The following is a 26,377-nucleotide window of genomic DNA, read 5'->3' as shown; positions in this document are numbered from 1 at the left end:
CGATTGAACGACGAATCGCACACCCCGGCAACCGCCACACGGCCGCCCCGCGTGGCTACCCGTCGACGGCGTGTCAAACGAGGCTGCCGTCGCCGCGGAAGAAGGGATAGGGGCCGTCGTAGTCGCCGATGAAGGAGAGATGGGTGACGTGGGCGAGGCGTCCGCCGTCCTGGGAAACGCGATGGAGGAGAACGGCGGGCGGCTCGAACTCGAACGTCGCCGGCGCGCCGGGGCGGACGTCCAGCGTGACGGCGTGGGCCGGGGACGGGCCGATCAGCGTGCGCACGCCCCCCACCGTGGCGCTCACCATGCGGTGGACGTGGCCGCAACCGATTGCGAGCAGCCCGCGTCCCTCGACGGTCGCGGCGAGCCGCTCCGCCTCGCGGCAGTTGTTGCGGTCCATGTGCTCGATGCCGGTGAGAAAGGGCGGATGGTGGAGGAAGAGCAGCGCCGGCCCCTCCCGCCGAAGCGCCTCAGCGAGCCAGGCGCACCGCTCGGCCGTCGCGAGCCCGTAGGGGGCGCCGGCGACGGTGGAATCGAGCATCAACAGCCGCAGCCCCCCGACGCTCACCTCGTAGCCTAGCCCCTCCCCCGCACGGATCGCGCCCGCCTCGGGAAACGCCTCCCAGATCAGAGCGCTGTCGTGGTTGCCGGGGATCACCCATAGAGGCGCCCGCAGCGGCGCGACGAGGCGCTTGAAGTCGGCATATTCGGCTGCGCTGCCGTAGTCGACGAGGTCGCCGGAGACCACCACCGCGTCGGGCGCCGGATCGAGCGCGTTGAGGTGGGCGACGGCGGCCGCGAGGAAGCGCGTGGTGTCGACCTCGCCATAGGCGAGGCCCCCATTCGCACGGATATGGGTGTCGGTCAGTTGAGCGATGAGCGGCATGGTCAGAACGTCTTGATGGCGTCGGGACGGAGGGTGAGGCCGACGCGGTCCCCGAGAGCGAGCGGCATGTCGGCGGGCGCGTGGGCGCGCAAGGGCGGGTTCCCCGCGAGCGTGACGATCTGGTGGCCGCCGACGAACACAGCCGCCGCGACCTCCATCACCAACCCGTCGCCGACGGAGGTGGCGGGGCCAACGAGAGCGTCCTCGGGCCGAAAGCGCAGCGTGTGCGTTCCGTCGCGGAGGTGGCGGGCGGGCATCGCGCCGTGGGTGGCCCGGAAGACACCGGCCGCGACCTCGCCGCGCAGCTCGTTGGTGAGCCCCACGAACTCGGCGACGAAGCTCGTGGCCGGACCGCGGTAGATCTCCTGCGGCGTGCCGATCTGGGCGATGCGACCCTTCTCCATCACCGCGATCCGGTCCCCGAGCATCAGCGCCTCGGCCTGGTCGTGGGTGACATAGACCGACGTCACCTCGAGGCGGCGAAGGAGCTCGTCGATCTCGGCCCGCAGCGTCTCGCGCAGGTTGGCGTCGAGCGCCGTCAGCGGCTCGTCGAGGAGCAGGATGCGGGGCTTCGCCGCCAGCGCCCGGGCGAGCGCGACGCGCTGGCGCTGGCCGCCGGAAAGCTCGGTGATGCGGCGCTCGCCAAGCTCCTCGATGCGGCAGAGGGCGAGGAAGGATGCCGCTTCGGCGAGCCGGGCCCGCCGTCCCATGCCGCGCACGCGCAAACCATAGGCGACGTTCTCGGCAACGCTCATGTTGGGAAAGAGCGCGTAGGACTGGAACACCATGCCGACGCCGCGACGCTCGATCGGCAGCGCCGTCACGTCCTCGCCGTCGAAGTGGATGGCACCGCCCGCGTCGCTCGCCTCGAGACCGGCGATGAGGCGCAGCAGCGTGGTCTTGCCGCAGCCGGACGGGCCGAGGAGCACCAGCGTCTCGCCGCGCGCGATCGCAAGGTCCGTCGGGTGGAGGGCGCGCGTGCCGTCGGGAAAGGTCTTCGCGACGCCCGTCAGCGTCGCGGATGTGCCGGAGGGTTCGGTCATGAGGACTTTCGCGGGGCTTTGGATCGCGGCGCGCCGGCCCCGACGATCTGGATCGCGACGAGCAGCGGGATGATCATCACGAAGAAGATGAGGGTGTAGGCGGAGGCGATCTCGAGGCGCATCGAGGCGTAGGAATCGGCGAGCCCCACCGGCAGCGTCTTGGTGAGCGGGGTGTGGAGCATCCAGGTGAGATTGAACTCGCCGAGCGACAGCGTCACCACCATCAGTGCGCCGGCGAGAATGCCCGGCCGCGCGTTGGGCACGATCACCGTGATGAAGCGCTGCCACGCGCTCGCTCCGAGCGAGGCGGCGCCCTCCTCCATGGTCCGCGCGTCGATCGACTGGAGCACCGCCATCACCGCGCGCACCATGAAGGGCAGCGTGTAGAGCACGTGGCCGACGAGGATGAAGAGCCATGAGGCGCGGAACTCGCGCACGCCGCCGTAGACGAGGATCAGCGCCAAGGCGATCGCGAGCCCCGGCACCGCGACGGGCAGCGTGATGATCTCCTCGAACGCCCGCGTCCAGCGCGACGGGTGACGCACCATCACCCACGCCGCCGGCACCCCAACAAGGAGGGTGGCGAGGAGCGTCGCCGCCGCCACGAGCAGCGACAGGCCGATGGTGCCCTGGTAGAGGGCGAGCACCTCGCCCACCCACTTCAGCGTCACCCCGGAGGAGAGGCCGCGCATGTAGTTCTGGGTGACGCCGGCGAGCATCGACAGCACCACCGGCACCACCAGAAAGGCGGCGACGAGGACGGTGAAGGCGAGCTGAAGCCAGAAGGAGAGACCGCGGCGCATCGCCCTACCCCGCCGCCGCCACCGTGGTGCCGGCGAGCGATCGCGCCACCGCGAGCACCGCCCAGGTCACGAGCCCCAATACGATCGAAAGGGCGGCCGCCGTGGCAAAGTTCGCCCGCAAGGTGAACTCGGTGTAGATCAGCATCGGCAGCACGTCGATGTCGGTCGCGAGCGTGAAGGCGGTGCCGAAGGCCCCCATGGCGGTGGCGAAGGCGACGGCGCCGGAGGCGATCAGCGCCGGCTTCAGCGCCGGCAGCGTCACGTCACGCAGGATCTGGAGCGGCGAGGCACCGAGCGAGCGCGCCGCCTCCACCGTCGCCCGGTCGAGCTTCTCGATGCCCGCCATCACGGTGAGGAGCACGCGGGGGATCGAGAAGTAGAGATAGCCGAGGAAGAGGCCCGTCATCGAATAGGCGAACACCATGCGGCCGGCGCCGAGCGAGACGGAGAGGGTGTTGATGACCCCCTGCCGCCCGCCGAGGATGATCACCAGGAAGCCCACCACCACGCCGGGAAAGGCGAGCGGCAAGGTCAGCACCGAGACGAGCACCGCGCGCCCTGGAAAGGCGTTGCGCGACAGGAAGAGGCCCACCGTGGTGGAGACGGCGAGCGTCGCGAGGGTGACGAGCGCCGACAGGAGCAGCGTCGCCAGCATCACGCGCATGTGGCGCGGGTTGGTGATCACGGTGAGGTAGGCGCCGAGCCCGTCCTCGCCCGACCCGCCCACCACCGCGAGCACGCCCATCGGCACCAGGAAGAAGGCGAGCGCGAAGACGAGCGCCGGGAGGGCGAGCGCGGCATCGAAGGCGCCGAAGCGGGTGGTCATGCTGTCTCCGCAGGTCCGGGGTGGGTGGCGGCCGGGATCGAGGCGAAACGCTCCCGGCCGACGTCCATGCGGTGCGGCGCCGGCCGGGACCGGCACCGCGGCGGCGCGCGTCAGCGCACCTCGTCGAGGTAGCGCTCGCCGAAGCCGGCCTGCACCTTCTCCATCTTGGCGTAGTCCACCGGCACGGCGCGCGCATACTCGGAGGCGGGCAGGAACTTCGCCGCGATCTCCTCCGGCAGCTCGATGTCGCGGGCCGGCCGCAGGAAGGCGTTCGTCCAGATCGCCTGCCCCTCGTCGGACATGATGAAGTCCAGCACCTTCTTGCCGTTCTCCTCGTGCGGCGCCCCCTTCACGAGGCTCATCACGTAGGGCACCACCACGCTCGCCTCGCACGGCAGCACGAACTCGAAGTTGCCGTCCTCGGTGTACTTCGCCCGGTAGGCGTTGAAGTCGTAGTCGAAGAGAATGGGGATCTCGCCGGAGACGACGCGGGCGTAGGCGGTCTGCTTGGGCACGATCGGATCGTTCGCGGCGAGCTTCTTGAAGTAGTCGATGCCGGGGTCGAAGTTGTCGAGGTCGCCGCCGAAGGCGAGGTTGGCGGCGACGGCGCCGGCATAGCCCACGAAGGCGCTCGAGGGGTCGAGGTAGCCGACCATGCCCTCATATTCGGGCTTCAGAAGGTCGGCGAAGCAGGCCGGCACCGGCGCCCCGCCGAGCGCGTCGACGTTGACGAAGAAGCCGATGGTGCCGGAGTGGACGGTGAACCAGCGGCCGTCCGGATCCTTCAGCCCGTCGGGAATTTCGTCGAAGTGGGCGGGCTTATAGGCTTCCACCACGCCTTCGGCGGCGGCCTTGATGCCGGTCGTCACGCCATAGTAGGCGACGTCGGCCACCGGGCTGCCGCGCTCGGCCATGATCTGGGCGAAGGTCTGGCCGGAGTTCTTGTTGTCGTGCGGCATCGCGATGCCGACATTCTCCTTGATCGCCTCCAGCATGGAGGCCCAGTCCGCCCACTGGGGCGGGCAGTTGTAGCAGATGGCATCCTGCGCGCTCGCCGGAGCGGCGGCCATCAGCGGCGCGAGCGCGAGGCCCGCGGCGAGGAGGGTCGACTTGATGGTCATGGGATGGTCTTTCGGTTGAGGGCGGGTGCCGGAGCGGCTCGCAACGCGCCGGCGATGGTTCCTCCCCGGGCCGCTGCGAGCGATCGGCCGGGGCGAAAGGTGTGGGGCATGATGAGGGTGGCGGGCTCCCGCTCTCCCCTCATCAGAGCAAACAGGAACTGCACCGCCTGCCGACCCATGTCGGCGGCAGGCTGCAGGATCGTCGCCAGCGAGGGTTCCACCATCCGGCCGATGTCGATGCCGTCGAACCCGGCCACCGACAGATCCTCCGGCACGCGTAGCCCGAGGGTGCGCGCCGCCGCCATGATGCGGATGGCGAGAAGATCGTTGGAGCACAGGAGCGCGGTGGGCCGCGTCGGCGCGTTGAGGAAGCGCGCGACGGCGGCGACGAAGTCGCGGTCCTGCCCGACGAAGGGCACCTCCACCGCGGCCTGCGGCTTCAGCCCCGCCTCGCGCATCCGGTCGCAATAGCCGGCATAGCGAATCCGCGCGCGGTCGGACGAGCCGAAGACGCCGGAAACGTAGCCGATGTCGGTATGCCCGCGGGCGATCACCTCACCGGTGAGGTCGGCGGTGGCGCGGCGGTTATCCACCGTCACGGCGGCGACGGCGGGGTCGATCGGCTGGTTGTAGAGAAGGACGTGAGGCACATGCCGTGCGGCGAGGCGGTCGGCGACGCGCCCCGTCGCCGGATCGGTGACGGTGAGGAGTACCCCCTCGACGCCCCGCGCCAAGAGCGCTTCCACCGCCTCGCCGTCGCGGCCGGGGTCGTAGTTGGACGTCGTGACGATGATGTCGTAGCCGGCCGTGCGCGCCGCCTCCTCGATGCCACCGAGGGAGGAGGCGAACACCGGATTGGTGATCGAGGGGATCAGCACGCCGAACGCGCCGGTCTTCTGCGTCTTGAGGCTGCGGCCGATGGTGTTGACGCGGTAGCCGAGCTCGTCGACGGCCGCCATCACCCGCACCCGCGTCGCTTCCGTCGTATGGGGCGAGCCGTTGAGGACGCGCGACACGGTGGAGATCGCGCATCCCGCCCGCATCGCCACGTCCTGGATGGTGGTCATGGCCGGCCTTTGGGAACGTTTCCACCGCCCTATAGAGGCGCTTCATCTCAGAACGATGACGCCCGTTCCGCCGGCCTCCCTCACGCGGCTTGACGTGATGGGCTCACGGGGCGAGCGTGCCCCGACCCACCGGAGATGCCGCGATGGATGACCACACCCCGCCCGACAACAAGCTCACCACCACCAAGCGGCGCTGGGCCGCCGAGGGGCGTTTCCTCACCGGTCGCACGACCCGGCCGGAGGCCGAGCGGCTGCCGCCGGGACAGCACCTCGTGCGCGACTGGCCGGTGCTCGACCTCGGCCTGCAGCCACACGTTCCGCTCGAGACCTTTTCGCTCAGGGTGACGGGCTTCGTCGAAACCCCGCTAAGCCTCGACTGGGCGGCGTTCACGGCGCTGCCGCAGACGGAGGTGACGAGCGACATCCACTGCGTCACCACCTGGTCGCGCTACGACAATCTGTGGCGCGGCGTGACGGTGCGCGACCTCCTCGACCTCGCCCACCCGACGACGGACGCCCGCCACGTGATGCTGACGAGCGCCGACGGCTACTCCACCAACCTCCCCCTCGCCGACTTCGCCGCCGAGGACGCCCTTCTCGCCACCCACTGGCAGGGCGAGCCCTTGACCCGCGCTCACGGCGGCCCGCTGCGGGCGGTGGTGCCGCATCTCTATTTCTGGAAGAGCGCCAAGTGGCTGTCGGGGATCGAGCTGATCGGCAACGACCGCGCCGGCTTCTGGGAGAAGAACGGCTACCACATGTACGGCGATCCCTGGCGCGAACAGCGCTACAGCGGCGACTGAGGCGCGCCGGCGCCTCCCGCCCCGAGGCCGCGCCGCCTCAGCTGAAGATCATGCCGTCGGCGAGCACCTGATCGGCCACGAGCTTCTGATGCTCGCGCCCCTCGGCGAAGTTGCGGAACAGGTCCGATCGGTCCTGCAGGCCCTCGTCGAGCTGATGGGTCCAGGCTGCAAGACCCGCCGCATCGGGGTCGCGGCCGAGAATGTCGTTGTAGAGCGCGGTGATGAAGCCTTCGTCGTCGAGCCCGGCATACCGATCCTGGACCTCGTCGCTCGAAAATATCTGATCGGCGACCCAGTTCAGCCGCTCCAAATTGACGGTGCCGTAGTCCCGGTCGAACTCGTCGTACGTGGGCATCCGGTCATATGCGGCGAGGTAGAGGAGCGACACGCTGACGGCGTTCTCGTTGGCGCTCCAGAGGCCTTCGGCGACGACGTCGGCGAGTTGGGCAACGTGCTCCCGGCTCTCGGCAAAGCGCCAGAGCAGCTCGCTGCGCTCCATCACGCCGCTGTCGAGCCGCGCGGTCCATCCGGCGAGGCCCGTCGCGTCGGCATCGCGGCCGAGCGCCGTCTGATAGAGCGTTTCGACGAACTCCTCGTTGGAGAGGCCGCCGTAGATCTCCTGATATCTGTTGGTCGCAGTGAGGCTTTCCGCCAGATCCTCCAGCGACGCGCCACCCTCGAGTCGCTCGATCCACTCGTTGAAGCCCACGAGGTCCGGCCCGCGGCCCCACGCGGCCTCATAGAGCCGCAGCACCGTGGCCGCGCTGCTCTCGTTGTCGAAATCGAGCTGACCATCGACGAACTTCAAGACCTCGACGTTGGTCAGCGTCATGTCGATGACGGTATCGCCGGTCACCGAGATGACGCCGTCGTCGTTGACGACCGTGACGTCGAGATACGGGATTCTGAAGGTGTTCATGTCGATGACGTCGGTCCCGGCGCCGCCGTCAATGTCGCTGTGGTCCTGTGACACGCTGTCCACGTCCGCAGCCGTGGCGCGAACCGTGTCGTCGTCGGCGCCGGCCTGTATCGTGTCGAGACCCGGCGAAGTGATAATGAGATCGTCGCCGTTGCCCCCGGTGATCCAGTCATCGTCCAGGCTGCCGGAGATATAGTCGTTGCCGTCCCCTCCGTCGAGGCGGCTCCCCCCTTCTAAAGCCCCACTGACGACGTCGTCGCCAGCACCGCCGAGGACGGTGTTCATCCCGTCCCCGCCAATCAGAAAATCGTCGCCGGGACCCCCGTCCATGAAGTCGTTGCCGTCAAAGCCGTTTATTGAATCGTCACCGTCACCACCGAAGAGGCGGTCGTCGTTCGAACGTCCGTTGATAGAATCATCCGCAGGCGTTCCGACGTAGACGTCTCGAGCCGACGACCCTTCAAGCGTGATCGGTCCGGCTTCGAGAGCAGCGTCGAGAAAGTCGATCTGTGTTCCTTGCCCGTCGAGCGCCAGGATCGCGTCGATCCAAGTTTGAATGTCGACGCCCAAGGTCCTGTACAAGCCAGAGATCAACAGCTCTTGAGGCGCGCCGCTGGATGTCCCCAATCGGCCGAAATCGACGGTGCCGTCGTCTTCATTGTAGGTTTGGCCGAGGCGGCCGAAGCTGATGCGGTGGACCGAACCCGACGCCTCGCCCGTGTCCGGGTCGTACGACAGACGACTGCCCGAGCCTATAGGGGCCCGAAGCGCGATATATCGCGTATCGGCCCCCTCGTCCTTGCCGAGGAACACAATCGCCCCGCTGGAGACGATGACCGTCGTCGTCACAAAGTCGGACGTGAGGTCGTGCAGGAGGGCGTTGACGTCGATCCGGCGATAACTCGGAAAGCGAAGATCAAGGTCAATGCTCATCGCCGCATCTCACATCGCAAGTGCGAGCCCGGCGAATACTGGTCTGCCGCACCCCGAAGCTATGACAGGACATAGACGCTACAAGGTCGGCCCCCTCCGACGCAAGCGCTTGTCCGGACCTCGATTGTGAAAGGTTGGTGACGCCCGCCCCGCACGGGCGCCACCGGCGACGTCAGGCGAGAAGAACGCCGTCGTCGAGCACGGAGCTGGCCGTGAGGATCTGGTGCTCCTTGCTGTCGGAGAAGCCGATGAGCACCTCGGCACGGGTCATGTTGCCGCTTTCGAGCTGATTGACCCACGCTTCGAGGCCCGATTCGTTGGGGTCGCGGTCGAGCACGTTGTTGTAGAGCAGCGTCACGAACGCCTCGTCGTCGAGGTCGCCGTAGCGCACCTGGAACTCCTTCGAGGCGACGAAGCGCTCGGCCACGAACTCCAGCCCATCCTCTTCGGTATATTCCGTCCACGTGGCGAGCCCGCTGGCGTCCGGCGAGCGGCCGAACGCGGCGTAGTAGAGGCGCGCGGTGGAGGCGGCGTCCTCGTCGGCGTCCCAGATGCCGGCTTCCACCTCATCGGAGAACTTGTTGATGTGCTCCTGGCTCTCCGAAAAGCGCGCCAGCACCTCGCCTCGATCCATGTTGCCGCTGTCGAGCTGACTGGTCCAAGCGGCGATCCCGCTCTCGTTCCCCTCGCGATCGAGCACGTTGAGGTAGAGCTGCTCGACGAACTCCTCGTTGGAGAGCGAGCCGTAGGTCTTGGTGAACTCGGCGGAGGCGGCAAAGCTGTCCGCCATCTCCTCGACCGTCAGCCCGCTGTCGAGCTGCTCGATCCAGGTGTTGAAGCCGACGAGATCCGGATCGCGGCCGAAGGCGGCGTCGTACATGCGCAGGGCGACGGCGGCGTTGTCCTCGTTGTCGTAGACCATCCGGCCGTCGACGAACTCCAGCACCTCAACGTTCGACACCGTGTCGGTCCCGTCGGTGCTGGTGGTGACGGTCCAGTCTTCCGTCGTGCCACTCACGGTGGCCGCGTTGTAGGCGGTGGCGAACACGGCGGTGTCGCTATCGTCGCCGCCGTCGATGACGTCGTCGCCCGTGCCCGACACGATGGTGTCGTCGCCCGCTCCGCCGGAGAGGGTATTGGTGCCGCTGTCGCCGTAGATGAGATCGTCGCCGCTCCCGCCATCGACCGTGTCGGCGCCGGCACCCGCGGAGATCGTGTCGTCGCCGGCGCTGCCGCTGAGGCTGTCGGCGCCCGCGTCGCCGGAGATGCTGTCGTTACCCGTCCCGCCGTCGACACTGTCCGCGCCTGCACCGGCGACGATGGTGTCGTCACCGGCAACGCCCGTCAGGCTGTCGGCGCCGTCTCCACCGTCGATCGAATCGTTCCCCGCGCCGCCGGACACCGTGTCGCTGCCGCCATCACCCGACAGCGTATCGTTGCCCGCGTCGCCGAGGATCTGGTCGTTGCCCTTGCCGCCCGCCAGGTCGTCGTCGCCGTCGCCACCGTGGATCGTGTCGTTGTACTTCGTCCCGGTGTAGTGGTCGCCGCCGGACGAGCCGATGACGTTGTGGGCGGACGATTCCAGGATGTCGAGGAGGTTGGTGATGCCCTCGGCGTTCTCGCCGCCGAGATACATCAGCTCGGCAACCAGCTCGTGGAAGTCCCCCCGCTCGCTCGACGTGTTCGACACGGAGAGGCCGCTGATCTCGATCGACGCGGTGTAGCCGGTGATGTTGCCGTCGCTGTCGAGATCGAAGGACCCGTCGTCGGCATTATAGCTGTCGCCGAGAGTGCCGATGGTGATGCTGTTCAGCGTCCCGGACACCGTGTGGGTGCCGAGGTCGTAGTCCATGTCCTCGCCTTCGAGAACGATGATCTCCGTGTCGGCGCCATCGACCTCGCCGACGATGATCATTTCGTCGTCGACCTCGAAATAGGGGTAGCCGCTCGATACGAAGTCGGTCTCAAGGCCTGCGAGAATCGCGTCGTAGTCCGCGCCCTCAGTGCCATCGGCATGAAGGGTGATCGTGATCGTCATCAGAACGCTCCGGAAAGAGATGCAAGCTTGGGCGAGCCGCCGAAGCGGCGCGTCACCGAGAAGATCGCGGTGAAGCCGGGGCTTGCCTGCAAGTTGAGATACTGCGTGTATTCGCGGTCGAGGATGTTCTTCAGCGACAGGCTCGCGACGGTGTCCTCATCGAGCATGTAGTTGGCGTAGGCATCGAGGAGACCGTAGGAGTCGCCAGTCAGGCCGAAGAGCTCGGACGCGTCCTTCTTCTCGCCCACCAGCGTGACCGTGGCGCCGATGTCGAGGCGTCCCTCGAACGCGCGCATGCCAAGCGTGGCGGACACCCGGCTCGGCGGCACGTTAGTGAGCTCGCCCCCCTCATCGAGATTGCGACTGTCGAGGACCGTCGCAGCGAGCTGACCATAGAAGCGGCCAGCGTCGTAGAGTCCCTCAAGCTCGATGCCGCGGATCTGCGCCTCATCGATATTGACGTAGGTGCACCCTCCTGGCAGCGGGAAGGTGGAGCACTCGAGATCGATATAGTCTGTGACGTTGTTCTGAAAGGCCGATCCCTTGAGGCGCAGCTTGTCGCCGGCCGTCAGGAGATCGTTGAAGCGCAGCATGAGGCCGGCTTCGATGTTGTGTGCCACCTCGGGCTTCAGGTCCGGGTTGGGGTAGAACGGGAAAGTCACCGGCGGCGGATGCTCACCTTGGATCAGCGTCTCGGTGACGGACGGGCTGCGGAAGGCTTCCGCATAGGTTGCGTAGACCGTCACCGGATCAACCGGCGTCACCGACACGGTGATCTTCGGGGAAATGCGCCCGCCGGTGCGATCGATGTCGTCGCCGGTGGTCTCGTCGGTCCCCTGAAGGCCGTAGCCGTCGTAGCGCAGAGCACCGATCACCTCGAACCAGCCGCGCCGTACGGTGTGCTGAATATAGGCGCCATAGACCTGACGGTCGCCGCTCGGGGTGGAGCCTTCGGCGTACCCTTCGGGGTCCCTGGTCTCCACATGATCGACGTAACCGTCAGCGCCGACGATGGTCTCGTTGCTGAAGCCGTAGGCGTCGAAGCGGGCGACGTTGTAGAGCTCGCCTCCGAAAGTGGCGACATCGAAGCTGCGCTGCGCGCCGAGCAGGTCACCGTCAACGTCTTCCTGATCGAGATGGGTGCCGGTGTAGTAGGCACGCGCCTGAAGGTCGATGAGATCGTTGTCGGCCGGCGCCCAATGGTGGCCGAGGCTGAGCGTCGTGTCGGTGGTCTCGGTGCGACGGACGGTCGAGATGCCGTTGTCGTAGTTGTTGCGCAAGCGCAGCGCGGTCAGCGTGGTCTCGTGCCCTTCCGCGACGCGCAGCCGCGCCTTGATGAGACCGGAGAGGAGATCTTGCGCGCTCAGCAGCTCGTCGCCGTCACCGGTCGTATAGTCACCGGCCGACCGGAGCGTCGCGGCGGCCACGATGTCGAAGGCGTCGCCGATGCGTGTCGCAGCCTCACCATGGATGGACCCGGCGGGACCGTTGCTTTCCGCCGACGTCGTCACGCGCGCGGCAACCGTCTCGTCGCCCTTCAAGACATCATCGGCATCGATCGTGGTGAAGGCGACGCTGCCGCCGATGGCGCCACCGCCGACCACGGCAACCGGGCCACGCGTCACCTCGATCGACTTCACCATGTTGGGATCGATGTAGACGACACCGTTGGCGCTGTGGCCGCTGCGGCCGAAATTCTGCTGTGCCCCGTCGATCGTCACGCTCACGCGGCCAAAGTCCTGCATGCCGCGGATATTGACTGCAACGCCGGGATCGTCCGCGTTGGTCGGGGCAATGACACCCGGCACATTCTGTAGGACGCTGGCAACGCCGGCGCCGGTCTCCCGGTTGATCTCTTCGCGGGTAATCACGTCGACCGGCGCGGGAGTCTCGTACGCAGTCTCTTCACCCTCCTCCCCGTCGGTGGTCGGATTCACGACGATCTCATCAAGCACGATCACCTGAGCGGTCGCGGGATGCGTCAGGAGCGGGCCGACGAGCAATGCGGCGATGGCGGAGGAGCGGAACACGGACACCGGAGACACTCGCGAGGGGTGAGCGGGAATGGCGCGCCGAGCACCCGGGCCGGCGCGCCGGGTCGTCACAGGATGAAGTCGCTCTCCACGATGTCGCCGGTGTAGGCGATCACGAACATGTCGCCGACCGCGTCGCCGTCGGAATCGATCTGGATGATGGACAGATCGCCGCTCGTCTTGACCCGCACCTCGGCCTCGCCTTCGCCCGAGAAGCCCTCGCCGCCGATGTAGGTGAGGTCGAGATCGAGACCCGACAGGTCGATGCTGTCGCTGCCGGAGTTGAACGTCACGATCCGGTCGCGCGCCTCGCTCAGGCTGTCTGAGAGGTCGTTGAAGACGTAGGTGTTGTACCCACTGTTGCCGCGCAGGATGTCGGCCCCCTCGTCGCCGCGGATGATGTCGTTGCCGCTGCCGCCGATGATCTTGTCGTCCCCCTCGTCGCCGATGAGGATGTTGCGACCCTCACCGCCATAGAGGGTGTCGCTGCCTTCGCCGCCCCAGAGGGTGTCGTCGCCGGCGTTGCCGATGATCCGATCGGCGCCCTCGTCGCCCGACAGCTGGTCGTCGCCGGCGTTGCCGCGCAGCTCGTCGTCGCCCGCACCGCCGAACAGCTGGTCGTCGCCGATGCCGCCGAGCAGGCTGTCGCTGCCCGCGTCGCCGGAGAGGATGTCGTTGCCTTCGCCACCCGCGACGAAGTCGTCGCCGGCGCCGCCGCTCAGCTCGTCGTCGCCGCCGTAGCCGCGCAGGTCGTCGTCATACTCGGTCGCGGTGAAGATGTCGTCGCCTTCGCTGCCGAGGAAGCGCTGCGCGTCGCTCGAGAACACCTCGTAGAGGTAGTCGATGTAGCTCGAATCGGTCCCGGCGCTCCGAACGGCGGAGTAGAAGCTATAGACGAGATTGTCCGAGCCCGTGCCCGCGCCGGGCTCGGCGGTGAGGTCGAGATTGTAGACGACGAGGCCGTCGAGACCGGTGACGAGGCCGTTCTCGGTACCGTCGACGGTGGTGGTGTCCGCGTCGGCGATGCCGAAGATGACACCGTCGATCTCGCCAGAGATGCCGTGACCGTAGTCCGAGCCGTAGGTCAGGAAGTCGTAGGAGATGTCCGAACCTTCGAGCAGCGTCATCTGATCGACGTCGTCGCCGTAGGAGAACGAAACCTGCGAGCCGCTGACGTAGTAGCTGCCGCCGAACGCCGAGACCGGCTCACCACCGTGGAACGTGGAGGACCCGGTCGTCAGCCCCGAATAGTAACTGGCAAGGTACGTAGCATAGTCGATCCCATCGGACATGCCACGTGCGTCGATCACGATCATTGCTTAAAGCTCCTTGGACACAGCGCCCCGCCAGCCGCAGCTTTCCGCGGCTTGATCACGCCATAAATCTAGTCGACCGGAGTCATGATTGAGGCAAGACGATGTGTCAACAATTGAACTTGATCGTCACAGAGTGTCACTCTGACGCAACAAGTATAGTGTACTATCTCTAAGGTATAGAAATACTTTTTATTAGAATAGTTCTACACGAAGAGAGGTCGTCGCCCACCACACCGGCAGGCGACGACTGTGTCTTACGCGACGGCTTCGGCCTCTTGCCCCACCGTCTGGATGACCTCGAAGCCTTCGAACTGGGGGCCGCCGATGTAGAGGCTCGCACGGGAGCCGGCGCCCTTGTGGGCCTCGCGGAAGGCCTCCCCCTTCGTCCAGGCGACGAAATCCTCCTGGCTCGCCCAGATGGTGTGGGACACGTAGAGGCGATGGTCGTCGGCCTCGGGACCCCGCAGCATGTGGAACTCCACGAAGCCGGGCTCCTTGCGCAGCTTGACGTCGCGATCGAGCCAGACCGCCTCGAATTCCGCTTCGGCTCCCTTGCGCACGCGGAACCGGTTCATCGCGATGAACATCAACAACTCTCCTTAGGATTGGCAAAACGGCAGAAGCGGGCGAACGGCCCGTCGGTCGGATCTGTCATGCCCACCAACGGTCGATCGGCGAGGGTGGAAAGCCGTCCTCCTCCGCGGCGGGACGGCTGAACCGGTCCCACCAGGCGGTCCGCACCTCGTCGTCGCGCCACAGCGGGATCAGGGCGAGGGTGTGACGGAAGGCGCGGTCGAAGGCGCGGCCGGCGACGGCGAGCGCATCGGGATCGGCCGCCTGCTCCAGCGCTTCGATGGTGCGGTCGACGGCCGGATCGTGCAGCCCGGCGAGGGCATAGGAATTCGGCATGTCGGCGAGGGCGCTGTGCCACAGGAGCCGCTCCGCGGTGCCGGGCAGTCGGGCCGGCGTCCAGGTGAGGCCCGCGAGGTCGAAGTCCTTGCCGAGCATGCGGCGGGAGGCCGTCGCGGGATCGGTGCGCGTCTCCACGAGCTCCACGCCGAGGCGCCGCGCCGCACGCGACAGCCAGGCCGTCGGCTTCTCGAAGTTCGGCGTCATCAGCAGCACTTCGAGCCGCATCGGCGCGCCGGCCGCGTCGCGCCGGACGCCGTCGACGACCGGGTAGCCCGCCTCGTCGAGGAGGCGGGAGGCATAGGCGAGCGCCTCCCGCGAGCCGGGCGCCGGCAGGCCCGCGAAGGGATCGGGATCGGCAAGCGTCGCGGCATCGACGTCCGCCCCGAGGAGCGCGCGCTCGCCCTCCCCCGCGACGCCCTCGGCGGCCAGAGGCGTGCCGGCGAAGACGCTCTGAAGAGGCTTGTAGGCGCCGTGGAAGAGCAGCCGGTTCGCCTCGCCGAAGTCGTAGGCGAGCGCCAGCGCCAGCCGCACCCGACGGTCCGCCGTCAGGGGTCGGCGCAGGTTGGCGACGAGCCCGTTGAGGGCGCCGACCGAGAGCGTCGGCGAGGCCTGCCGCCGCATCGCGCCGGACGAGAGCGCGGCCTCCGGATAGGCCTCGCTCCACCGGGTCGGGCTGTCCTCCTCGCGCACGTCCGCCTCGTCGGCCTTGAAGGCTTCGAGCGCCACGTTGGCATCGCGATAATAGTCGATCTCGATCCGATCGAAATTCCACCGCCCCCGGTTCACCGGATGCTCGGCCGCCCAGTAGTCGGCGGCGCGCTCGAGCACCAGGAGGCGCGGCGCCTCTACGGTGGCCATGCGATAGGGGCCCGATCCCAGCGGCGCGGCGGGCGAGCCGTCCCGATAGGCGTGCTCGGCGTGGATCGGGATCGTCGCGAGGCGGCGCATGACGTCGCGATCGCCGGTCCGCGCGTTGCGCACCACCACCGTCCGCGCATCGACCGCCTCCACCGAAAGCGGCCGAAAGGCCTGACGGTAGAACGGCGCCCCCTTCGCCTTCAGCGTCTCGAGGGTGAACACCACATCGGCCGCCGAAACGGCCTGGCCGTCATGCCAGCGCGCGTCGCCATGGAGGTGGAAGACGATCTCGCCGTAGTCGTCGGAGACTTCGAGCCCGTCGGCGAGGAGGCCGTAGTAGCTCGCCACCTCGTCGTCGCTCGCCACGATGAGGTGATCATAGATCAGCCGCAGGTCGGAGGGCGCGCGGGCCGGATAGGTCAGCGTTTCGGTGTCCTCGAACGCGCCGATGCGGGTGAGACGCAGCCGCCCCCCCTTCGGTGCGTCGGGGTTCACGTAGTCGAAGTGGGCGAAGCCGGGACCGTAGCGCACGTCGCCGATGGGGGAGAAGCCCGGCACCTGCCACTCGGCGCCGACCGCGGCGGCGAGGCGCCCGCCGAAGGGGAGCGCTCCGGCCGCGCCGGCGAGCGCCAGAACGCGGCGCCGAGTGAGGCCGAAGCCGCTCCCTGCCGCCGTCGTCGTCCGCGCTGCCGTCGTGCGCCCCATACCCTCGCTCCCGGATCGGATGATCGGGCGCGCCCATAGCTCCACCCTTGGGCGCGAGGATGTCTTAAACTTGACTGAGCGAGTCAATCAATTTTCTGTCGCATGTTTCAGTCTATAATTAGATCTATTCGAATCTATACTTACGACTTGATCAAACTCGTGCCTCTCTCGGGGCGATCGGGCGACGTCGGCTCCCCACCAGGATCGTCGGCGATGATCGTCGCGGGACCCGGCGCCGTCACCGCGGATTCCCGATGAACGGCCCTTTCGGACGGCAACGTGTGCCCATTTTCCTCGCAGTTGATCGGGTGATACAAATAATTCTCGACCTCACACGATCTTGAATTGTCCTTTCAACTCGAACCGACTCTGCAATCCGAGAACTCGGATGGTCGGATTCTTCGGAGCGCGAGCAAAAGTCGCGCTTCTCTGCGCAGATCGCGATTGATTCGGTGCGCGGATCCCCGAATAGTCATCCCGTCGGAGCGCCGGCGGCGTGCGGAGACCGGGGCTCGGGAGAAAATATGTATATCGGACGACAGATCGTAGTGCTCATGGCGCTCGCCGCCCTCGCCGGCGGGGGGTACACCCTCTACCAGGACCATGTGAACCGAGCCGCCGACACCGGCGGCGGCAGGAGCCCGTCCCGCCCCCGCACGACAACCGTCGAAACCGCCCTCGCCGAGACCCGCACGCTCGTGGAGCGCGTCGAAGCGGTCGGCACCACGCGGGCCCTGCAGTCGGTCGACATCGTGCCCCTCGCCGAGGGGCGCCTCGTGGAGCTCAACATCGAGCCCGGGGCGGAGGTCGGTGAGGGAGCCGTGCTCGCCCGGCTCGATTCGGAGATCGAGGAATCGACGTTGGAGGAGGCCGAAGCCCTCCTCACCGAGCGCGACAGCCGCCTCGCCCGCTCCAACACGCTGATGCGCTCCAACGCCAGCACCGTCAGCACGGCGACCCTCGAGCAGGTCCGCTCCGAGCGCGCCGTCGCCGCCGCCGCCGTCAACCGCGCCCGCCGCCGCTTCGAGGATCGCACCGTGCGCGCCCCCTTCTCCGGCGTCCTCGGCATCCGCCGGGTGGACCTCGGCGCGCGCGTCGACACCTCCACCGTCCTCGCCACCCTCGACGACCTCTCCAAGGTGGAGATCGAGTTCAGCCTTCCCGAGACCGTCTACGGCCAGATCCACGAGGGCCAGCGCGTGGCGGCGACGAGTGCGGCCTTCGCCGACCGCACCTTCACCGGCACCGTCGTCGCCGTCGACAGCCGGGTCGATTCGGCCTCCCGCGCCTTCCGCGTGCGCGCCCGCGTGCCCAACGCCGACCGCGCGCTCCCGGTCGGCATGTTCATGCGCCTCGATCTGGAGCTCGCCGACCGCCAGGGGATCGTGGTGCCCGAGGAGGCTCTGGCGGTGGAGGGCGGCGAGCCCTTCGTGTTCGTGGTGGTCGACGGCAAGGCCGACCGCCGGCCGGTCGAGACCGGGCTGCGCCGCAACGGCCTCATCGAGATCGTCGACGGGATCGCCGCCGGCGACGAGGTGGTGACGCGAGGCATCCAGTCGGTGCGCGACGGTGCCGGCGTCACCGTGCTCAAGACCGTTGGCCCGCAGACATCGCCGCAGTCGAAGGCGCCGGCGCTTCCCGCCACGGAGCAGGCCGCCACCGAGACGCCGCAGGCAGCCGGTCCCCTGACCGACACCGGCGGCGCAACCACCGCCCCCACGAGGGGCCGGAGCCGCAGCTGATGTTGTCCGACCTCTCGATCCGCCGGCCGGTGCTCGCCGCTGTCGCGAGCCTTCTCATCATCGTCTTCGGCATCGGCGCCCTGCTGCGGCTGCCGATCCGCGAGCTTCCGGACATCGACACCGCCGTCGTCACGGTGCGCACCACCTACACCGGCGCTGCCCCCGAGATCGTCGACACCGACATCACCGAGATCCTGGAGGGCTCCATCGCCGGCATTTCCGGCGTGAAGACGCTGTCTTCCTCGAGCCAGCGCGGCCGCAGCTCGATCACCGTCGAGTTCGAGGTGGGCCGCAACATCGACGAGGCCGCCAACGACGTGCGCGACGCCGTCGCCCGCGTCCGCGCCGAGCTTCCGGACGACGTCGACGAGCCGCAGGTGGTCAAGAGCGACGCCGACGGCGACCCCGTGATGCGTCTCGCCGTGACCTCGAGCCGGATGACCCCGGCCGAGATCACCGACTATGTCGACCGCTACGTCGTCGACCGCCTCGCGACCGTCCCCGGCGTCGCCTCCATCGACCTCTATGGCGACCGCCCCTATGCGGTGCGCATCTGGCTCGACCGCCGGGCGATGGCGGCGCGCAACCTCACCGTCACCGACATCCAGCAGGCGCTGCAGCGGGCCAACGTGGAGCTGCCCGCCGGCGAGATCGAATCGACCTCCCGCCAGCTCATGGTGCGCCTCAACAGCCGCCTGCCGACGGTGGAGGCGTTCCGCAACGTCGTCATCGACCGCGTCGCCGGCTACCCGATCCGCCTTTCCGACGTCGCCCGGATCGTCGCCGGCGTCGCCGACGACACCACCATCGTGCGCAACAACGGCGTGGCGGCGGTGGGCCTTGCGGTGGTGCGCCAGAGCCAGTCGAACACCATCGCCATCTCCAACGGCGTGCGGGCGGAGATCGAAGCGCTCACGCCGGGCCTGCCGCAGGGCATGGCGATCGAGGTCGGCTCCGACGACGCGATCTTCGTCGCCGCCTCGATCCGCGAGGTGGTGATCGCCCTCGGCATGTCGCTGATCCTCGTCATGCTCGTCATCCTCGCCTTCCTGCGCTCCTGGCGGGCGACGCTCATTCCCGCGATCACCATTCCCGTCGCGCTGGTCGGCACCTTCGTGCTGATCGGCGCCATGGGCTTTTCGATCAACGTCTTGACCCTGCTCGCCCTCCTCCTCGCCATCGGCCTGGTGGTGGACGACGCCATCGTCGTGCTGGAGAACATCCAACGCCGCCTCGATCTCGGCGAAAGCGTCCTCGTCGCGAGCGTGCTCGGCTCGCGGCAGGTGACCTTCGCCGTCATCGCCACCTCGCTCACCCTCATCGCCGTGTTCATCCCCCTCTCCTTCCTCGACGGCCAGGTGGGGCGCCTCTTCACCGAGTTCGGCTTCGTCATGGCGAGCGCCGTCGCGATCTCCACCTTCGTCGCCCTCAGCGCCTGTCCGGCGCTCGCCTCCAAGGTGCTCACCAATCGCGACGGGGTGGGCGCCGGCGGTGAGGGCCGCGTGCTCGGGGGCTTCCGCCGCATCCTCAACGCGGCGGTGGGAATGCCGCTCATCGTGATCGGCCTCGCCGGAGGCATCGCCGCCCTCGGCGCCGTGGTCTACGTGAACATCCCGCAGGAGCTGACGCCGAGCGAGGATCGCGGCGTCGTGTTCGTGCCGCTGACGGCGCCGGAGGGAAGCACGGTGGGATTCACCGATTCGGCGGCGCAGCAGGTGGAGGCGATCGCCGAACCGCTGCGGCAGGAGGGCGTGGTGGAGACCATCTTCACCTACTCCGGGAGCTGGGGGCGGCCCAACCGCTCCTTCGTGGTGCTGCGCCTCGCCGACTGGGACAAGCGCGAGATGGACCACCGCGCCATCATCGCCGCGATGGGGCCGAAGATGCGCACCGTCACCGCCGCCCGCGGCTTCCCCCTCTCCCCCGCCGGCCTCGGCCTCAGGGGCAGCCGCAACCCGGTGCAGGTCGTCGTCAGCGGACCCGACTTCGAGAGCGTGAAGAGCTGGGCCAACGATCTCCTCGCCATCGCCGAAGGCTCCGACCTCCTCTCCAACGTCGAGATGGACTACGAGGAGAACCAGCCCCAGCTCGACGTCACCCTCGACCGCGAGCGGGCCGACGATCTCGGCATCAGCGTCGAGACCATCGCCGGCACTCTCCAGACCCTGCTCGCCTCGCGCGAGGTGACCAAATATGTCGACCGCGGCCGCGAGTATCCGGTGCTGATGCAGGCGGCGAGCGACGACCGCGCCTCCCCGTCCGACATCGACTTCATCTTCGTGCGCGCCGCCGACGGGGAGACGCTGGTGCCGCTCAGCGCCCTCGTCACGGTGAAGCCGACGGCGGCCGCCGCGTCGCTGCGGCGCTACAACCGCCTCCCCTCGATCACCATCCAGGGCTCGCTGGCGGACGGGGCGACCCTCGGCCAGGCGATCGAGTTCCTGGAAGGGGCGGCGCGCGCCTCCCTCCCCGCCGAGGCGCGCATCAGCCTCGCCGGCCAGTCCCAGCAGTTCCGCGAGACCTCGAGCGGCGTCGCGACCACCTTCGGCCTCGCCCTCCTCATCGTCTTCCTGGTGCTCGCGGCCCAGTTCGAGAGTTTCGTCCACCCGTTCGTGATCATGCTCACCGTGCCCTTGGGGGTCGCGGGCGCGGTGTTCTCGCTGGCCGCCGCCGGCCTCACGCTCAACATCTACAGCCAGATCGGCATCATCCTCCTCATCGGGCTGATGGCGAAGAACGGCATCCTCATCGTGGAGTTCGCCAATCAGCTGCGCGACGAGGGGCGGAGCGTGCGCGATGCCGTGGTCGAAGCCACCGTCCTGCGCCTGCGCCCCATCGCGATGACGGTGGTGTCCACCGTGCTCGGCGCCGTGCCGCTGGTGCTCGCCTCGGGTGCGGGGGCGGAAAGCCGCATCGCCATCGGCACCGTCATCGTGGGCGGGCTGCTCCTGTCGAGCGCCCTCACCCTCTTCCTCACCCCGGTGCTCTACGACCTCCTCGCCCGCTTCACCAAGCCGCGCTCGGCCATCGAAAAGGCCATCGCCGACGAACTCGGCCACATCGGCGCCCCTCGCCACGACGAAGCCGCACCCGGAAATGCATAGCGGCGGCGCCCCGCTGACCGGGGCGCCGATTGCTCAATTTCACGAACCGGCCTTACCATGACCGCCTCGGCAATCTGGTGTTGCGCGGAGTTCGGCAAGCCTCCACCATCACAAGAAAAACACCGGGAGGTTTCACGATGGCACTCGATCAGATCGCGATCGACAGCTTCTGGCGCGATGGCTACCTGTTTCCGCTACGCGTCATGTCTCGCGCGGACGCCGCTCACTACCGCCACGCGCTCGAAGCGTACGAGGCTCAAAATGGCGGCCCCATCGCCGGCAATCTGCGCCACAAGACGCACCTGCTCTTCACCTGGGCCAACGAGATCGCCCGCACGCCGGCGATCCTCGACGCGGTCGAGAGCATCCTCGGACCCGACATCCTCCTGTGGGCGTCGTCCTTCTTCATCAAGGAGCCCGGCACGACGTCCTACGTCTCCTGGCACCAGGACGCGACGTATTGGGGGCTCGACGGATCCGACGTCGTCACCGCCTGGGTCGCCCTCGCCGACGCCCCGGTCGAATCGGGCGCCATGCGCTTCTGGCCGCAGAGCCACACCAAGTCGCAGATCGAGCACAAGGACACCTTCCACGACGACAACCTCCTCTCCCGCGGCCAGGAGATCGCCGTGGACGTGCCGGAAGACGAAGGCGTCGACGTGCCGCTCGAGGCGGGCGAGATGAGCCTCCACCACGTGCTCCTGGTGCACGGGTCGAAGCCCAACCGCTCGGCCGATCGGCGCATCGGCTTCGCCCTGCGCTACATCCCGACGCGGCTCGCGCAGTTGAAGTCCAAGGACTGCGCCATGCTAGTGCGCGGCAGGGATGCCTACGGCCATTTCGAGCACGAGCCGTCCCCCGTCGCCGATCTCGATCCGGCGGCCATCGCCGCTCACGAGCACTCCATGGCTGCGCAGGTTGCCGCGCTCTACTCGGGCACGGACAAGACGCAGTTTCGCGCGTGACGGTGCCGGACATAGGACCGGCCGCAGGCTCATTGGAGCCCATGGAACTGCCGCCCCGGGCCGACGGCCCGCAGGCGGCAGACATCGAGCGCAAGGCGGATCTGTCGGTGCTCAGCGCGCTGCTCCTCGCCGCCCGCACGCACGGCGGCCCCGTCGTCGCCGTGGAGGACGGCGACCGGCGCACGCTGACCTATACCGGGCTGATCCGCGCCGTCAGCGCCCTCTCCCGCGTCATCCGCCGCGAGACGCGGGGCGAGGTGGTGGCGATCATGCTGCCCTCGAGCGTCGCGGCGGTGGTCGCCTACTTCGCCGTGCTCGCCGCCGGCCGCATTCCGGCGATGCTCAACTTCACCGCCGGACGACGCACCCTCCTCGGCGCCTGCCGGCTCGCCAATGTCGGGGCGATCCTCACCGCCGACCGCTTCGTGCAGGTCGCCCAGCTCGAAACCCTCGTCGGGGCCCTCTCGGCGGCGGCGCCGGTGTTCGCCCTCGAATCGCTGCGCGAACGGGTGCGGCTACGCGACAAGGCCTTCGCCGTCGCCGCCGCTCCCGCCGGCCTCCTGCCGCGGAGGGAGGCGAGCGAGACCGCGGCCATCATCTTCACCTCAGGCGCCGAGGGCGACCCCAAGGGGGTGGTCCTCAGCCACCGCAACATCCTCGCCAACATCGCCCAGGTGGAGGCGGGATTGCCGCTGGAGCGGGCGCAGGTGTTCTTCAACCCGCTCCCCGTCTTCCACTCCTACGGCCTCGTCCCGGGGATGATCCTGCCCCTCGTTCTCGGCCGCAAGCTGGTGCTCCACCCCTCGCCGCTACGCGCCAAGGAGGTCGCCAAGCGCATCGCCGAGACGAAGCCCAACGTGCTCCTCGCCACCGACACCTTCCTGCGCCAGTACGCCCGGGCCGGCGATCCGGGGAGCCTCTCCTCGCTCCACTTCGCCGTGTGCGGCGCGGAGCGGGTGCGGACCGAGACGCGCGATCTCGTGCGCTCGCGCTTCGGCTTCGAGGTGGTGGAGGGCTACGGCGTCACCGAGACGAGCCCCGTCCTCGCCGTCAACCATCCCGACGACATCCGCGACGGCACCGTGGGGCGCCTCCTCCACGGGATCGCCGCCCAGCTCGAACCGGTGCCCGGCCTCTCCGACGGCTGGCGTCTCAAGGTACGCGGCCCCAACGTGATGGAGGGCTACCTTCAGCCCGACGGCCGGATCCGAAAGCCTCCGGACGGCTGGCACGACACCGGCGACATCGTCGCCTTCGAAGACGGCTACCTCGCGATCCGGGGCCGTCTGAAGCGGTTCGCCAAGATCGGTGGCGAAATGACCTCGCTGGTGATGGTGGAGAACATCGCCGGCCAGGTGTGGCCGGACTCCCTCCACGCCGCCGCGGCAATTCCCGTGGGTCCGAAGGGCGAGGCGATCATCCTCCTCACCGAAGAGAAGAACCCGGACCCCGCGAAGCTCCTCGCCAGGATCCGCGCCGAAGGCCTCCCCGACCGCTTCGTGCCCTATCGCATCCTGGAGGTCGATGCGGTCCCCCTCCTCGGCACCGGCAAGCTCGACACCGTGGCGGCCACCCAGCTCGCCGGCCAGCGCCTCGCCGAGGCCGACGCCCGCGCCGACTTCAACCGCGACGATCCGGGCGACGACGACCCCCCTCAGACCACCTCTTCGGCGTAGACGAAGGTTTCTTCGGCGCCCACCGGGCGGTCGATGATGTGGGTGTCGGCCGCCTGCCAGCGCGCCGCCACCCGGTCGCCCACCGCGACCGGCGTCGCGAAGAACACCTGATCGGGCACGTGGACCACGAAGGGCTCGCCGTCCCGGCCCATGGTGACCTTCACGAAGGAGCCCTGATACTCGATCTCCTCCACCGACCCGACGACGAGGTTGGGCTCGGCCGCCACCTCGCCGCTCGCGGGGGTGAGCAGGATGCGGTCGCGGCGGATCGAAAAGGCGATCGTCGCGTCACGCGCCGCGCCCTCGCCCTTCGGGTCGATCGCGACGAACGCGCCATCCTTGCCGGCGATGCGGATTTCGCCCGCCTCCGCCGACGTCACCGTGCCCGTCACCACGTTCTGCCCGCCCATGAAGCGGGCGACGTAGGGGGTGGCGGGCCGGGTGAAGATCGCCTCCGGCGTGTCGGCCTGCACGATCTCGCCATGGTCCATCACCACCACGAGATCGGCGAGCGCGATCGCCTCCGGCTGCGTGTGCGTCACGTGCACGAAGGTGATGCCGAGCTGGTTTTGCAGGCTCTTGAGCTCGGAACGCATCCTGAGGCGCAGGAACTCGTCGAGCGCGGAGAGCGGCTCGTCGAGAAGGAGCACCCGCGGGTTGGTGATCAGCGCGCGCGCCAGCGCCACGCGCTGCTGCTGTCCGCCGGAGAGCGCCGCCGGCATCCGATCGGCGAGATGATCGAGCTGCACCCGCTCCAGCATCTCCCCCGCCCGCGCTCGGCGCTCCGCCTTCCTCACCCCGCGCATCTTCAGATAGAAGGCGACGTTGTCGCGCACGGAAAGGTGCGGGAACAGGGCGTAGTTCTGGAACATCATCGCCGTGCCGCGCTGCACCGGTGGCAGACCCACCACCGACTGGCCGCCGATGGTGATCTCGCCGCTGGTGGGCGTCTCGTGGCCGGCGATCATCCGCAGGATCGTCGTCTTGCCGCAGCCCGACGGGCCGAGCAGGCAGCAATAGGAGCCGTTGGCGATCGTCAGGTCGATGTCGCGAACGGCGTGGGTGTCGCCGAAGCTCTTCGACACCCCTTTGAGGCGGATCTCGCCGGATTGGCTCATGGGCTAACAGTTCCGGATGAAAGTGAACACGAGCTGATCTCCCTTCAGCCGTCCGGTGGGACGGCAGCGGTCGTGCACCTCGTAGCGACCGTCGACGATGATCGAATAGGGGTCGTCGTAGACGCGGCCCGACACGCGATATTCGAGCGGCTCGCCGGGACAATAGCGCGAGAAGCGGCGGGCGACGCCCGAGAAACTCCCGTTGGAGACGTTGCCGTCCAACAGCACCGTTCCGCGCCGCACCCCCGCCCGGCGCAGCACGTCGCGCGGCTGCTCGTAGCGCATCACGTAGGAGCTGCCCCGGGTCTGAAGCCGCATCAGCGAATCATTGTGCACAAAACATTCGTCGGCGATCGCAGCGCCCGCCGAGAGGCCGCCCCCCACGATCACCGCGGCGAAAAGCGCCGCCATCCCAATACGCATTTCCCTCGTCCCTTGTTGGTTTATCCGCCGGCGCGCAAACGCCGCCGCTGGATTATAGCGATCGAGCCGATGGCGAGCGCAATCACCAGGAACGAAATCAAGGTGGTAACGGTGCCGAGCGCATAGAGCGACGGTGACGTGACGTTGGTCGTCATCGTCCAGATCTCGAGCGGCAGCGTGTTCTTGGGGCCGGTGGTGAGCCAGGAGCGGGGGAACTCGTCGTAGGACAGGGTGAAGCCGAAGAGGGCAACGGCGATCATGCCGGGGAAGACGATGGGCACGATCACCAGCATCAGGGTCTGGAAGCGGCTCGCGCCGAGGTCGTAGGCCGCCTCCTCGTAGGAGCGCGGCAGGCGCGAGATCACCGCGAACATGATGAGGAGGCCGAAGGGGATCGTCCACGACAGGTGGGCCCCGAGCGCGGAGGTGTACCAGCGCGCCGGCAGGCCGAGGAAGTTGAAGGTGACGAGCGTGCCGATGGACAGCACCAGCCCCGGCACGATGAGGCTCGCGATCGCGGCGTAGAAGATCAGCGTCGAGCCGTAGAAGTTGCGGCGGAAGGCGAGGCCGGCGGGGACGGCGATCAGCACCGTGAGCACCATGACGGCGAGCGCGAGGGGCAGCGAGCGGGAGAAGGCGCCGCCGACGTCACCCGTGCGCGCCTGGCCGAAGAGGTCGCCGAACCACTTCAGCGACACGCCCTGGAGGGGAAAGGTGAGCCCGCCCGTCGGTCCCTGGAAGGACAGGACGTAGATGGTGATCATCGGGCCGTAGAGGAACACGACGAACAGCCCGAAGAAGATCGCCAAGACCCAGAACGACCAGTCCCGCCTGGTTCCCGTCGCCGCCATAGTCGCCTCCCCGTCGCTCGCCGCGATGCATCTCGCATGCCATCTGCGCACGAGGCTCCCACGGCGCTGCGGGTGCGATCAAGCGCCCAGACGGCCCCGAACGGTCAAGTCAGACGGCACCGAACAGAAAGAGCGCCAGCCCCACCACCAGGAGGGTGAGGGCCATCGCTCCGGCGGCCGCCCCCACGCTCCGCCGCGCGACGCGACGGGGCTCGCGGCCCGGATCGGTCAT

General features: G+C 68.3%; 21 protein-coding genes. 5 read left to right on the top strand and 16 right to left on the bottom strand.

The window, feature by feature from the left end:
- Positions 1–73: 73 nt before the first annotated feature.
- The 6 genes from JCR33_RS01925 to JCR33_RS01900 form a co-directional block, all read right to left on the bottom strand.
- A complete protein-coding gene (locus JCR33_RS01925; RefSeq protein WP_198880308.1) occupies positions 74–889 on the bottom strand; it encodes a phosphodiesterase in 816 nt (271 codons plus the stop codon).
- 2 nt (positions 890–891) lie between these two features.
- The gene (locus tag JCR33_RS01920; protein WP_198880307.1) at positions 892–1,932 is read right to left on the bottom strand and encodes an ABC transporter ATP-binding protein; all 1,041 of its coding nucleotides are present in this window, start codon (positions 1,930–1,932) and stop codon (positions 892–894) included.
- The gene (locus tag JCR33_RS01915) at positions 1,929–2,735 is read right to left on the bottom strand and encodes an ABC transporter permease (protein ID WP_198880306.1); all 807 of its coding nucleotides are present in this window, start codon (positions 2,733–2,735) and stop codon (positions 1,929–1,931) included. The genes JCR33_RS01920 and JCR33_RS01915 overlap by 4 nt, the downstream gene beginning before the upstream one ends.
- A gap of 4 nt (positions 2,736–2,739) precedes the next feature.
- Entirely contained in the window at positions 2,740–3,561 is an 822-nt protein-coding gene (locus JCR33_RS01910; protein ID WP_198880305.1) for an ABC transporter permease, read from the bottom strand.
- A gap of 110 nt (positions 3,562–3,671) precedes the next feature.
- On the bottom strand, positions 3,672–4,682 hold the full coding sequence (locus JCR33_RS01905; protein ID WP_198880304.1) for an ABC transporter substrate-binding protein: 1,011 nt from the start codon (positions 4,680–4,682) through the stop codon (positions 3,672–3,674).
- A complete protein-coding gene (locus JCR33_RS01900; RefSeq protein WP_198880303.1) occupies positions 4,679–5,749 on the bottom strand; it encodes a LacI family DNA-binding transcriptional regulator in 1,071 nt (356 codons plus the stop codon). Before JCR33_RS01900 ends, JCR33_RS01905 begins: the two co-directional genes overlap by 4 nt.
- Before the next feature lie 143 nt (positions 5,750–5,892).
- Between JCR33_RS01900 and JCR33_RS01895 the strand changes: the two genes are divergently transcribed.
- Entirely contained in the window at positions 5,893–6,552 is a 660-nt protein-coding gene (locus JCR33_RS01895; protein WP_198880302.1) for a sulfite oxidase-like oxidoreductase, read from the top strand.
- A 37-nt stretch (positions 6,553–6,589) separates the two neighbouring features.
- On the opposite strand, the gene JCR33_RS01890 is transcribed toward JCR33_RS01895, so the two are convergent.
- The 6 genes from JCR33_RS01890 to JCR33_RS01865 form a co-directional block, all read right to left on the bottom strand.
- On the bottom strand, positions 6,590–8,404 hold the full coding sequence (locus JCR33_RS01890) for a DUF4214 domain-containing protein (protein ID WP_198880301.1): 1,815 nt from the start codon (positions 8,402–8,404) through the stop codon (positions 6,590–6,592).
- A 172-nt stretch (positions 8,405–8,576) separates the two neighbouring features.
- Complete coding sequence (locus JCR33_RS01885) at positions 8,577–10,442, bottom strand: DUF4214 domain-containing protein (RefSeq protein ID WP_198880300.1); 1,866 nt, start codon at positions 10,440–10,442, stop codon at positions 8,577–8,579.
- Positions 10,442–12,478, bottom strand: coding sequence for a TonB-dependent hemoglobin/transferrin/lactoferrin family receptor (locus JCR33_RS01880; protein WP_198880299.1), 2,037 nt, complete (start codon positions 12,476–12,478; stop codon positions 10,442–10,444). Before JCR33_RS01880 ends, JCR33_RS01885 begins: the two co-directional genes overlap by 1 nt.
- A 65-nt stretch (positions 12,479–12,543) precedes the next feature.
- Positions 12,544–13,791 (bottom strand): calcium-binding protein, encoded by a 1,248-nt coding sequence (locus tag JCR33_RS25195; protein WP_198880298.1) that lies wholly within the window; start codon positions 13,789–13,791, stop codon positions 12,544–12,546.
- Between the two features lie 254 nt (positions 13,792–14,045).
- On the bottom strand, positions 14,046–14,378 hold the full coding sequence (locus JCR33_RS01870) for an antibiotic biosynthesis monooxygenase family protein (RefSeq protein WP_198880297.1): 333 nt from the start codon (positions 14,376–14,378) through the stop codon (positions 14,046–14,048).
- 64 nt (positions 14,379–14,442) lie between these two features.
- Positions 14,443–16,266 (bottom strand): extracellular solute-binding protein, encoded by a 1,824-nt coding sequence (locus JCR33_RS01865; protein WP_198880296.1) that lies wholly within the window; start codon positions 16,264–16,266, stop codon positions 14,443–14,445.
- A 524-nt stretch (positions 16,267–16,790) separates the two neighbouring features.
- Between JCR33_RS01865 and JCR33_RS01860 the strand changes: the two genes are divergently transcribed.
- From JCR33_RS01860 to JCR33_RS01845, 4 genes are all read left to right on the top strand, one after another.
- Entirely contained in the window at positions 16,791–18,008 is a 1,218-nt protein-coding gene (locus tag JCR33_RS01860) for an efflux RND transporter periplasmic adaptor subunit (protein WP_198880295.1), read from the top strand.
- Positions 18,008–21,112 carry an efflux RND transporter permease subunit gene (locus JCR33_RS01855; protein ID WP_211109998.1) on the top strand — a complete coding sequence of 1,035 codons (3,105 nt, stop codon included), beginning with the start codon at positions 18,008–18,010 and terminating at the stop codon, positions 21,110–21,112. Before JCR33_RS01860 ends, JCR33_RS01855 begins: the two co-directional genes overlap by 1 nt.
- 137 nt (positions 21,113–21,249) lie before the next feature.
- Positions 21,250–22,077: a phytanoyl-CoA dioxygenase family protein gene (locus tag JCR33_RS01850; protein WP_198880294.1), complete on the top strand. Its 828-nt coding sequence runs from the start codon at positions 21,250–21,252 to the stop codon at positions 22,075–22,077.
- Positions 22,078–22,118: 41 nt separating this feature from the next.
- Entirely contained in the window at positions 22,119–23,753 is a 1,635-nt protein-coding gene (locus JCR33_RS01845) for an AMP-binding protein (RefSeq protein WP_198880293.1), read from the top strand.
- Here the strand turns inward: JCR33_RS01845 and JCR33_RS01840 are convergent.
- The 4 genes from JCR33_RS01840 to JCR33_RS25190 all read right to left on the bottom strand — a co-directional run bounded on the left by JCR33_RS01840 (position 23,732) and on the right by JCR33_RS25190 (position 26,377).
- On the bottom strand, positions 23,732–24,871 hold the full coding sequence (locus tag JCR33_RS01840) for an ABC transporter ATP-binding protein (RefSeq protein WP_198880292.1): 1,140 nt from the start codon (positions 24,869–24,871) through the stop codon (positions 23,732–23,734). The genes JCR33_RS01845 and JCR33_RS01840 overlap by 22 nt on opposite strands.
- 3 nt (positions 24,872–24,874) lie before the next feature.
- Complete coding sequence (locus JCR33_RS01835; RefSeq protein ID WP_232372060.1) at positions 24,875–25,189, bottom strand: hypothetical protein; 315 nt, start codon at positions 25,187–25,189, stop codon at positions 24,875–24,877.
- Positions 25,190–25,314: 125 nt separating this feature from the next.
- Positions 25,315–26,145: an ABC transporter permease gene (locus JCR33_RS01830; RefSeq protein ID WP_198880290.1), complete on the bottom strand. Its 831-nt coding sequence runs from the start codon at positions 26,143–26,145 to the stop codon at positions 25,315–25,317.
- A gap of 109 nt (positions 26,146–26,254) precedes the next feature.
- Complete coding sequence (locus tag JCR33_RS25190) at positions 26,255–26,377, bottom strand: hypothetical protein (RefSeq protein WP_269751123.1); 123 nt, start codon at positions 26,375–26,377, stop codon at positions 26,255–26,257.

Origin of the sequence: Acuticoccus mangrovi (assembly GCF_016411865.1) — a bacterium.
Classification (GTDB): domain Bacteria; phylum Pseudomonadota; class Alphaproteobacteria; order Rhizobiales; family Amorphaceae; genus Acuticoccus; species Acuticoccus mangrovi.
This window is presented reverse-complemented; position numbering and strand designations above follow the sequence as displayed.

Excerpts from the sequence above, each read along its gene's own strand:
- JCR33_RS01925 (WP_198880308.1), bottom strand. The coding sequence starts at position 889 with ATGCCGCTCATCGCTCAACTGACCGACACCCATATCCGTGCGAATGGG.
- JCR33_RS01920 (WP_198880307.1), bottom strand. The coding sequence starts at position 1,932 with ATGACCGAACCCTCCGGCACATCCGCGACGCTGACGGGCGTCGCGAAG.
- JCR33_RS01915 (WP_198880306.1), bottom strand. The coding sequence starts at position 2,735 with ATGCGCCGCGGTCTCTCCTTCTGGCTTCAGCTCGCCTTCACCGTCCTC.
- JCR33_RS01910 (WP_198880305.1), bottom strand. The coding sequence starts at position 3,561 with ATGACCACCCGCTTCGGCGCCTTCGATGCCGCGCTCGCCCTCCCGGCG.
- JCR33_RS01905 (WP_198880304.1), bottom strand. The coding sequence starts at position 4,682 with ATGACCATCAAGTCGACCCTCCTCGCCGCGGGCCTCGCGCTCGCGCCG.
- JCR33_RS01900 (WP_198880303.1), bottom strand. The coding sequence starts at position 5,749 with ATGACCACCATCCAGGACGTGGCGATGCGGGCGGGATGCGCGATCTCC.
- JCR33_RS01895 (WP_198880302.1), top strand. The coding sequence starts at position 5,893 with ATGGATGACCACACCCCGCCCGACAACAAGCTCACCACCACCAAGCGG.
- JCR33_RS01890 (WP_198880301.1), bottom strand. The coding sequence starts at position 8,404 with ATGAGCATTGACCTTGATCTTCGCTTTCCGAGTTATCGCCGGATCGAC.
- JCR33_RS01885 (WP_198880300.1), bottom strand. The coding sequence starts at position 10,442 with ATGACGATCACGATCACCCTTCATGCCGATGGCACTGAGGGCGCGGAC.
- JCR33_RS25195 (WP_198880298.1), bottom strand. The coding sequence starts at position 13,791 with ATGATCGTGATCGACGCACGTGGCATGTCCGATGGGATCGACTATGCT.
- JCR33_RS01870 (WP_198880297.1), bottom strand. The coding sequence starts at position 14,378 with ATGTTCATCGCGATGAACCGGTTCCGCGTGCGCAAGGGAGCCGAAGCG.
- JCR33_RS01865 (WP_198880296.1), bottom strand. The coding sequence starts at position 16,266 with ATGGGGCGCACGACGGCAGCGCGGACGACGACGGCGGCAGGGAGCGGC.
- JCR33_RS01860 (WP_198880295.1), top strand. The coding sequence starts at position 16,791 with ATGTATATCGGACGACAGATCGTAGTGCTCATGGCGCTCGCCGCCCTC.
- JCR33_RS01855 (WP_211109998.1), top strand. The coding sequence starts at position 18,008 with ATGTTGTCCGACCTCTCGATCCGCCGGCCGGTGCTCGCCGCTGTCGCG.
- JCR33_RS01850 (WP_198880294.1), top strand. The coding sequence starts at position 21,250 with ATGGCACTCGATCAGATCGCGATCGACAGCTTCTGGCGCGATGGCTAC.
- JCR33_RS01845 (WP_198880293.1), top strand. The coding sequence starts at position 22,119 with ATGGAACTGCCGCCCCGGGCCGACGGCCCGCAGGCGGCAGACATCGAG.
- JCR33_RS01840 (WP_198880292.1), bottom strand. The coding sequence starts at position 24,871 with ATGAGCCAATCCGGCGAGATCCGCCTCAAAGGGGTGTCGAAGAGCTTC.
- JCR33_RS01835 (WP_232372060.1), bottom strand. The coding sequence starts at position 25,189 with ATGCGGCTTCAGACCCGGGGCAGCTCCTACGTGATGCGCTACGAGCAG.
- JCR33_RS01830 (WP_198880290.1), bottom strand. The coding sequence starts at position 26,145 with ATGGCGGCGACGGGAACCAGGCGGGACTGGTCGTTCTGGGTCTTGGCG.
- JCR33_RS25190 (WP_269751123.1), bottom strand. The coding sequence starts at position 26,377 with ATGACCGATCCGGGCCGCGAGCCCCGTCGCGTCGCGCGGCGGAGCGTG.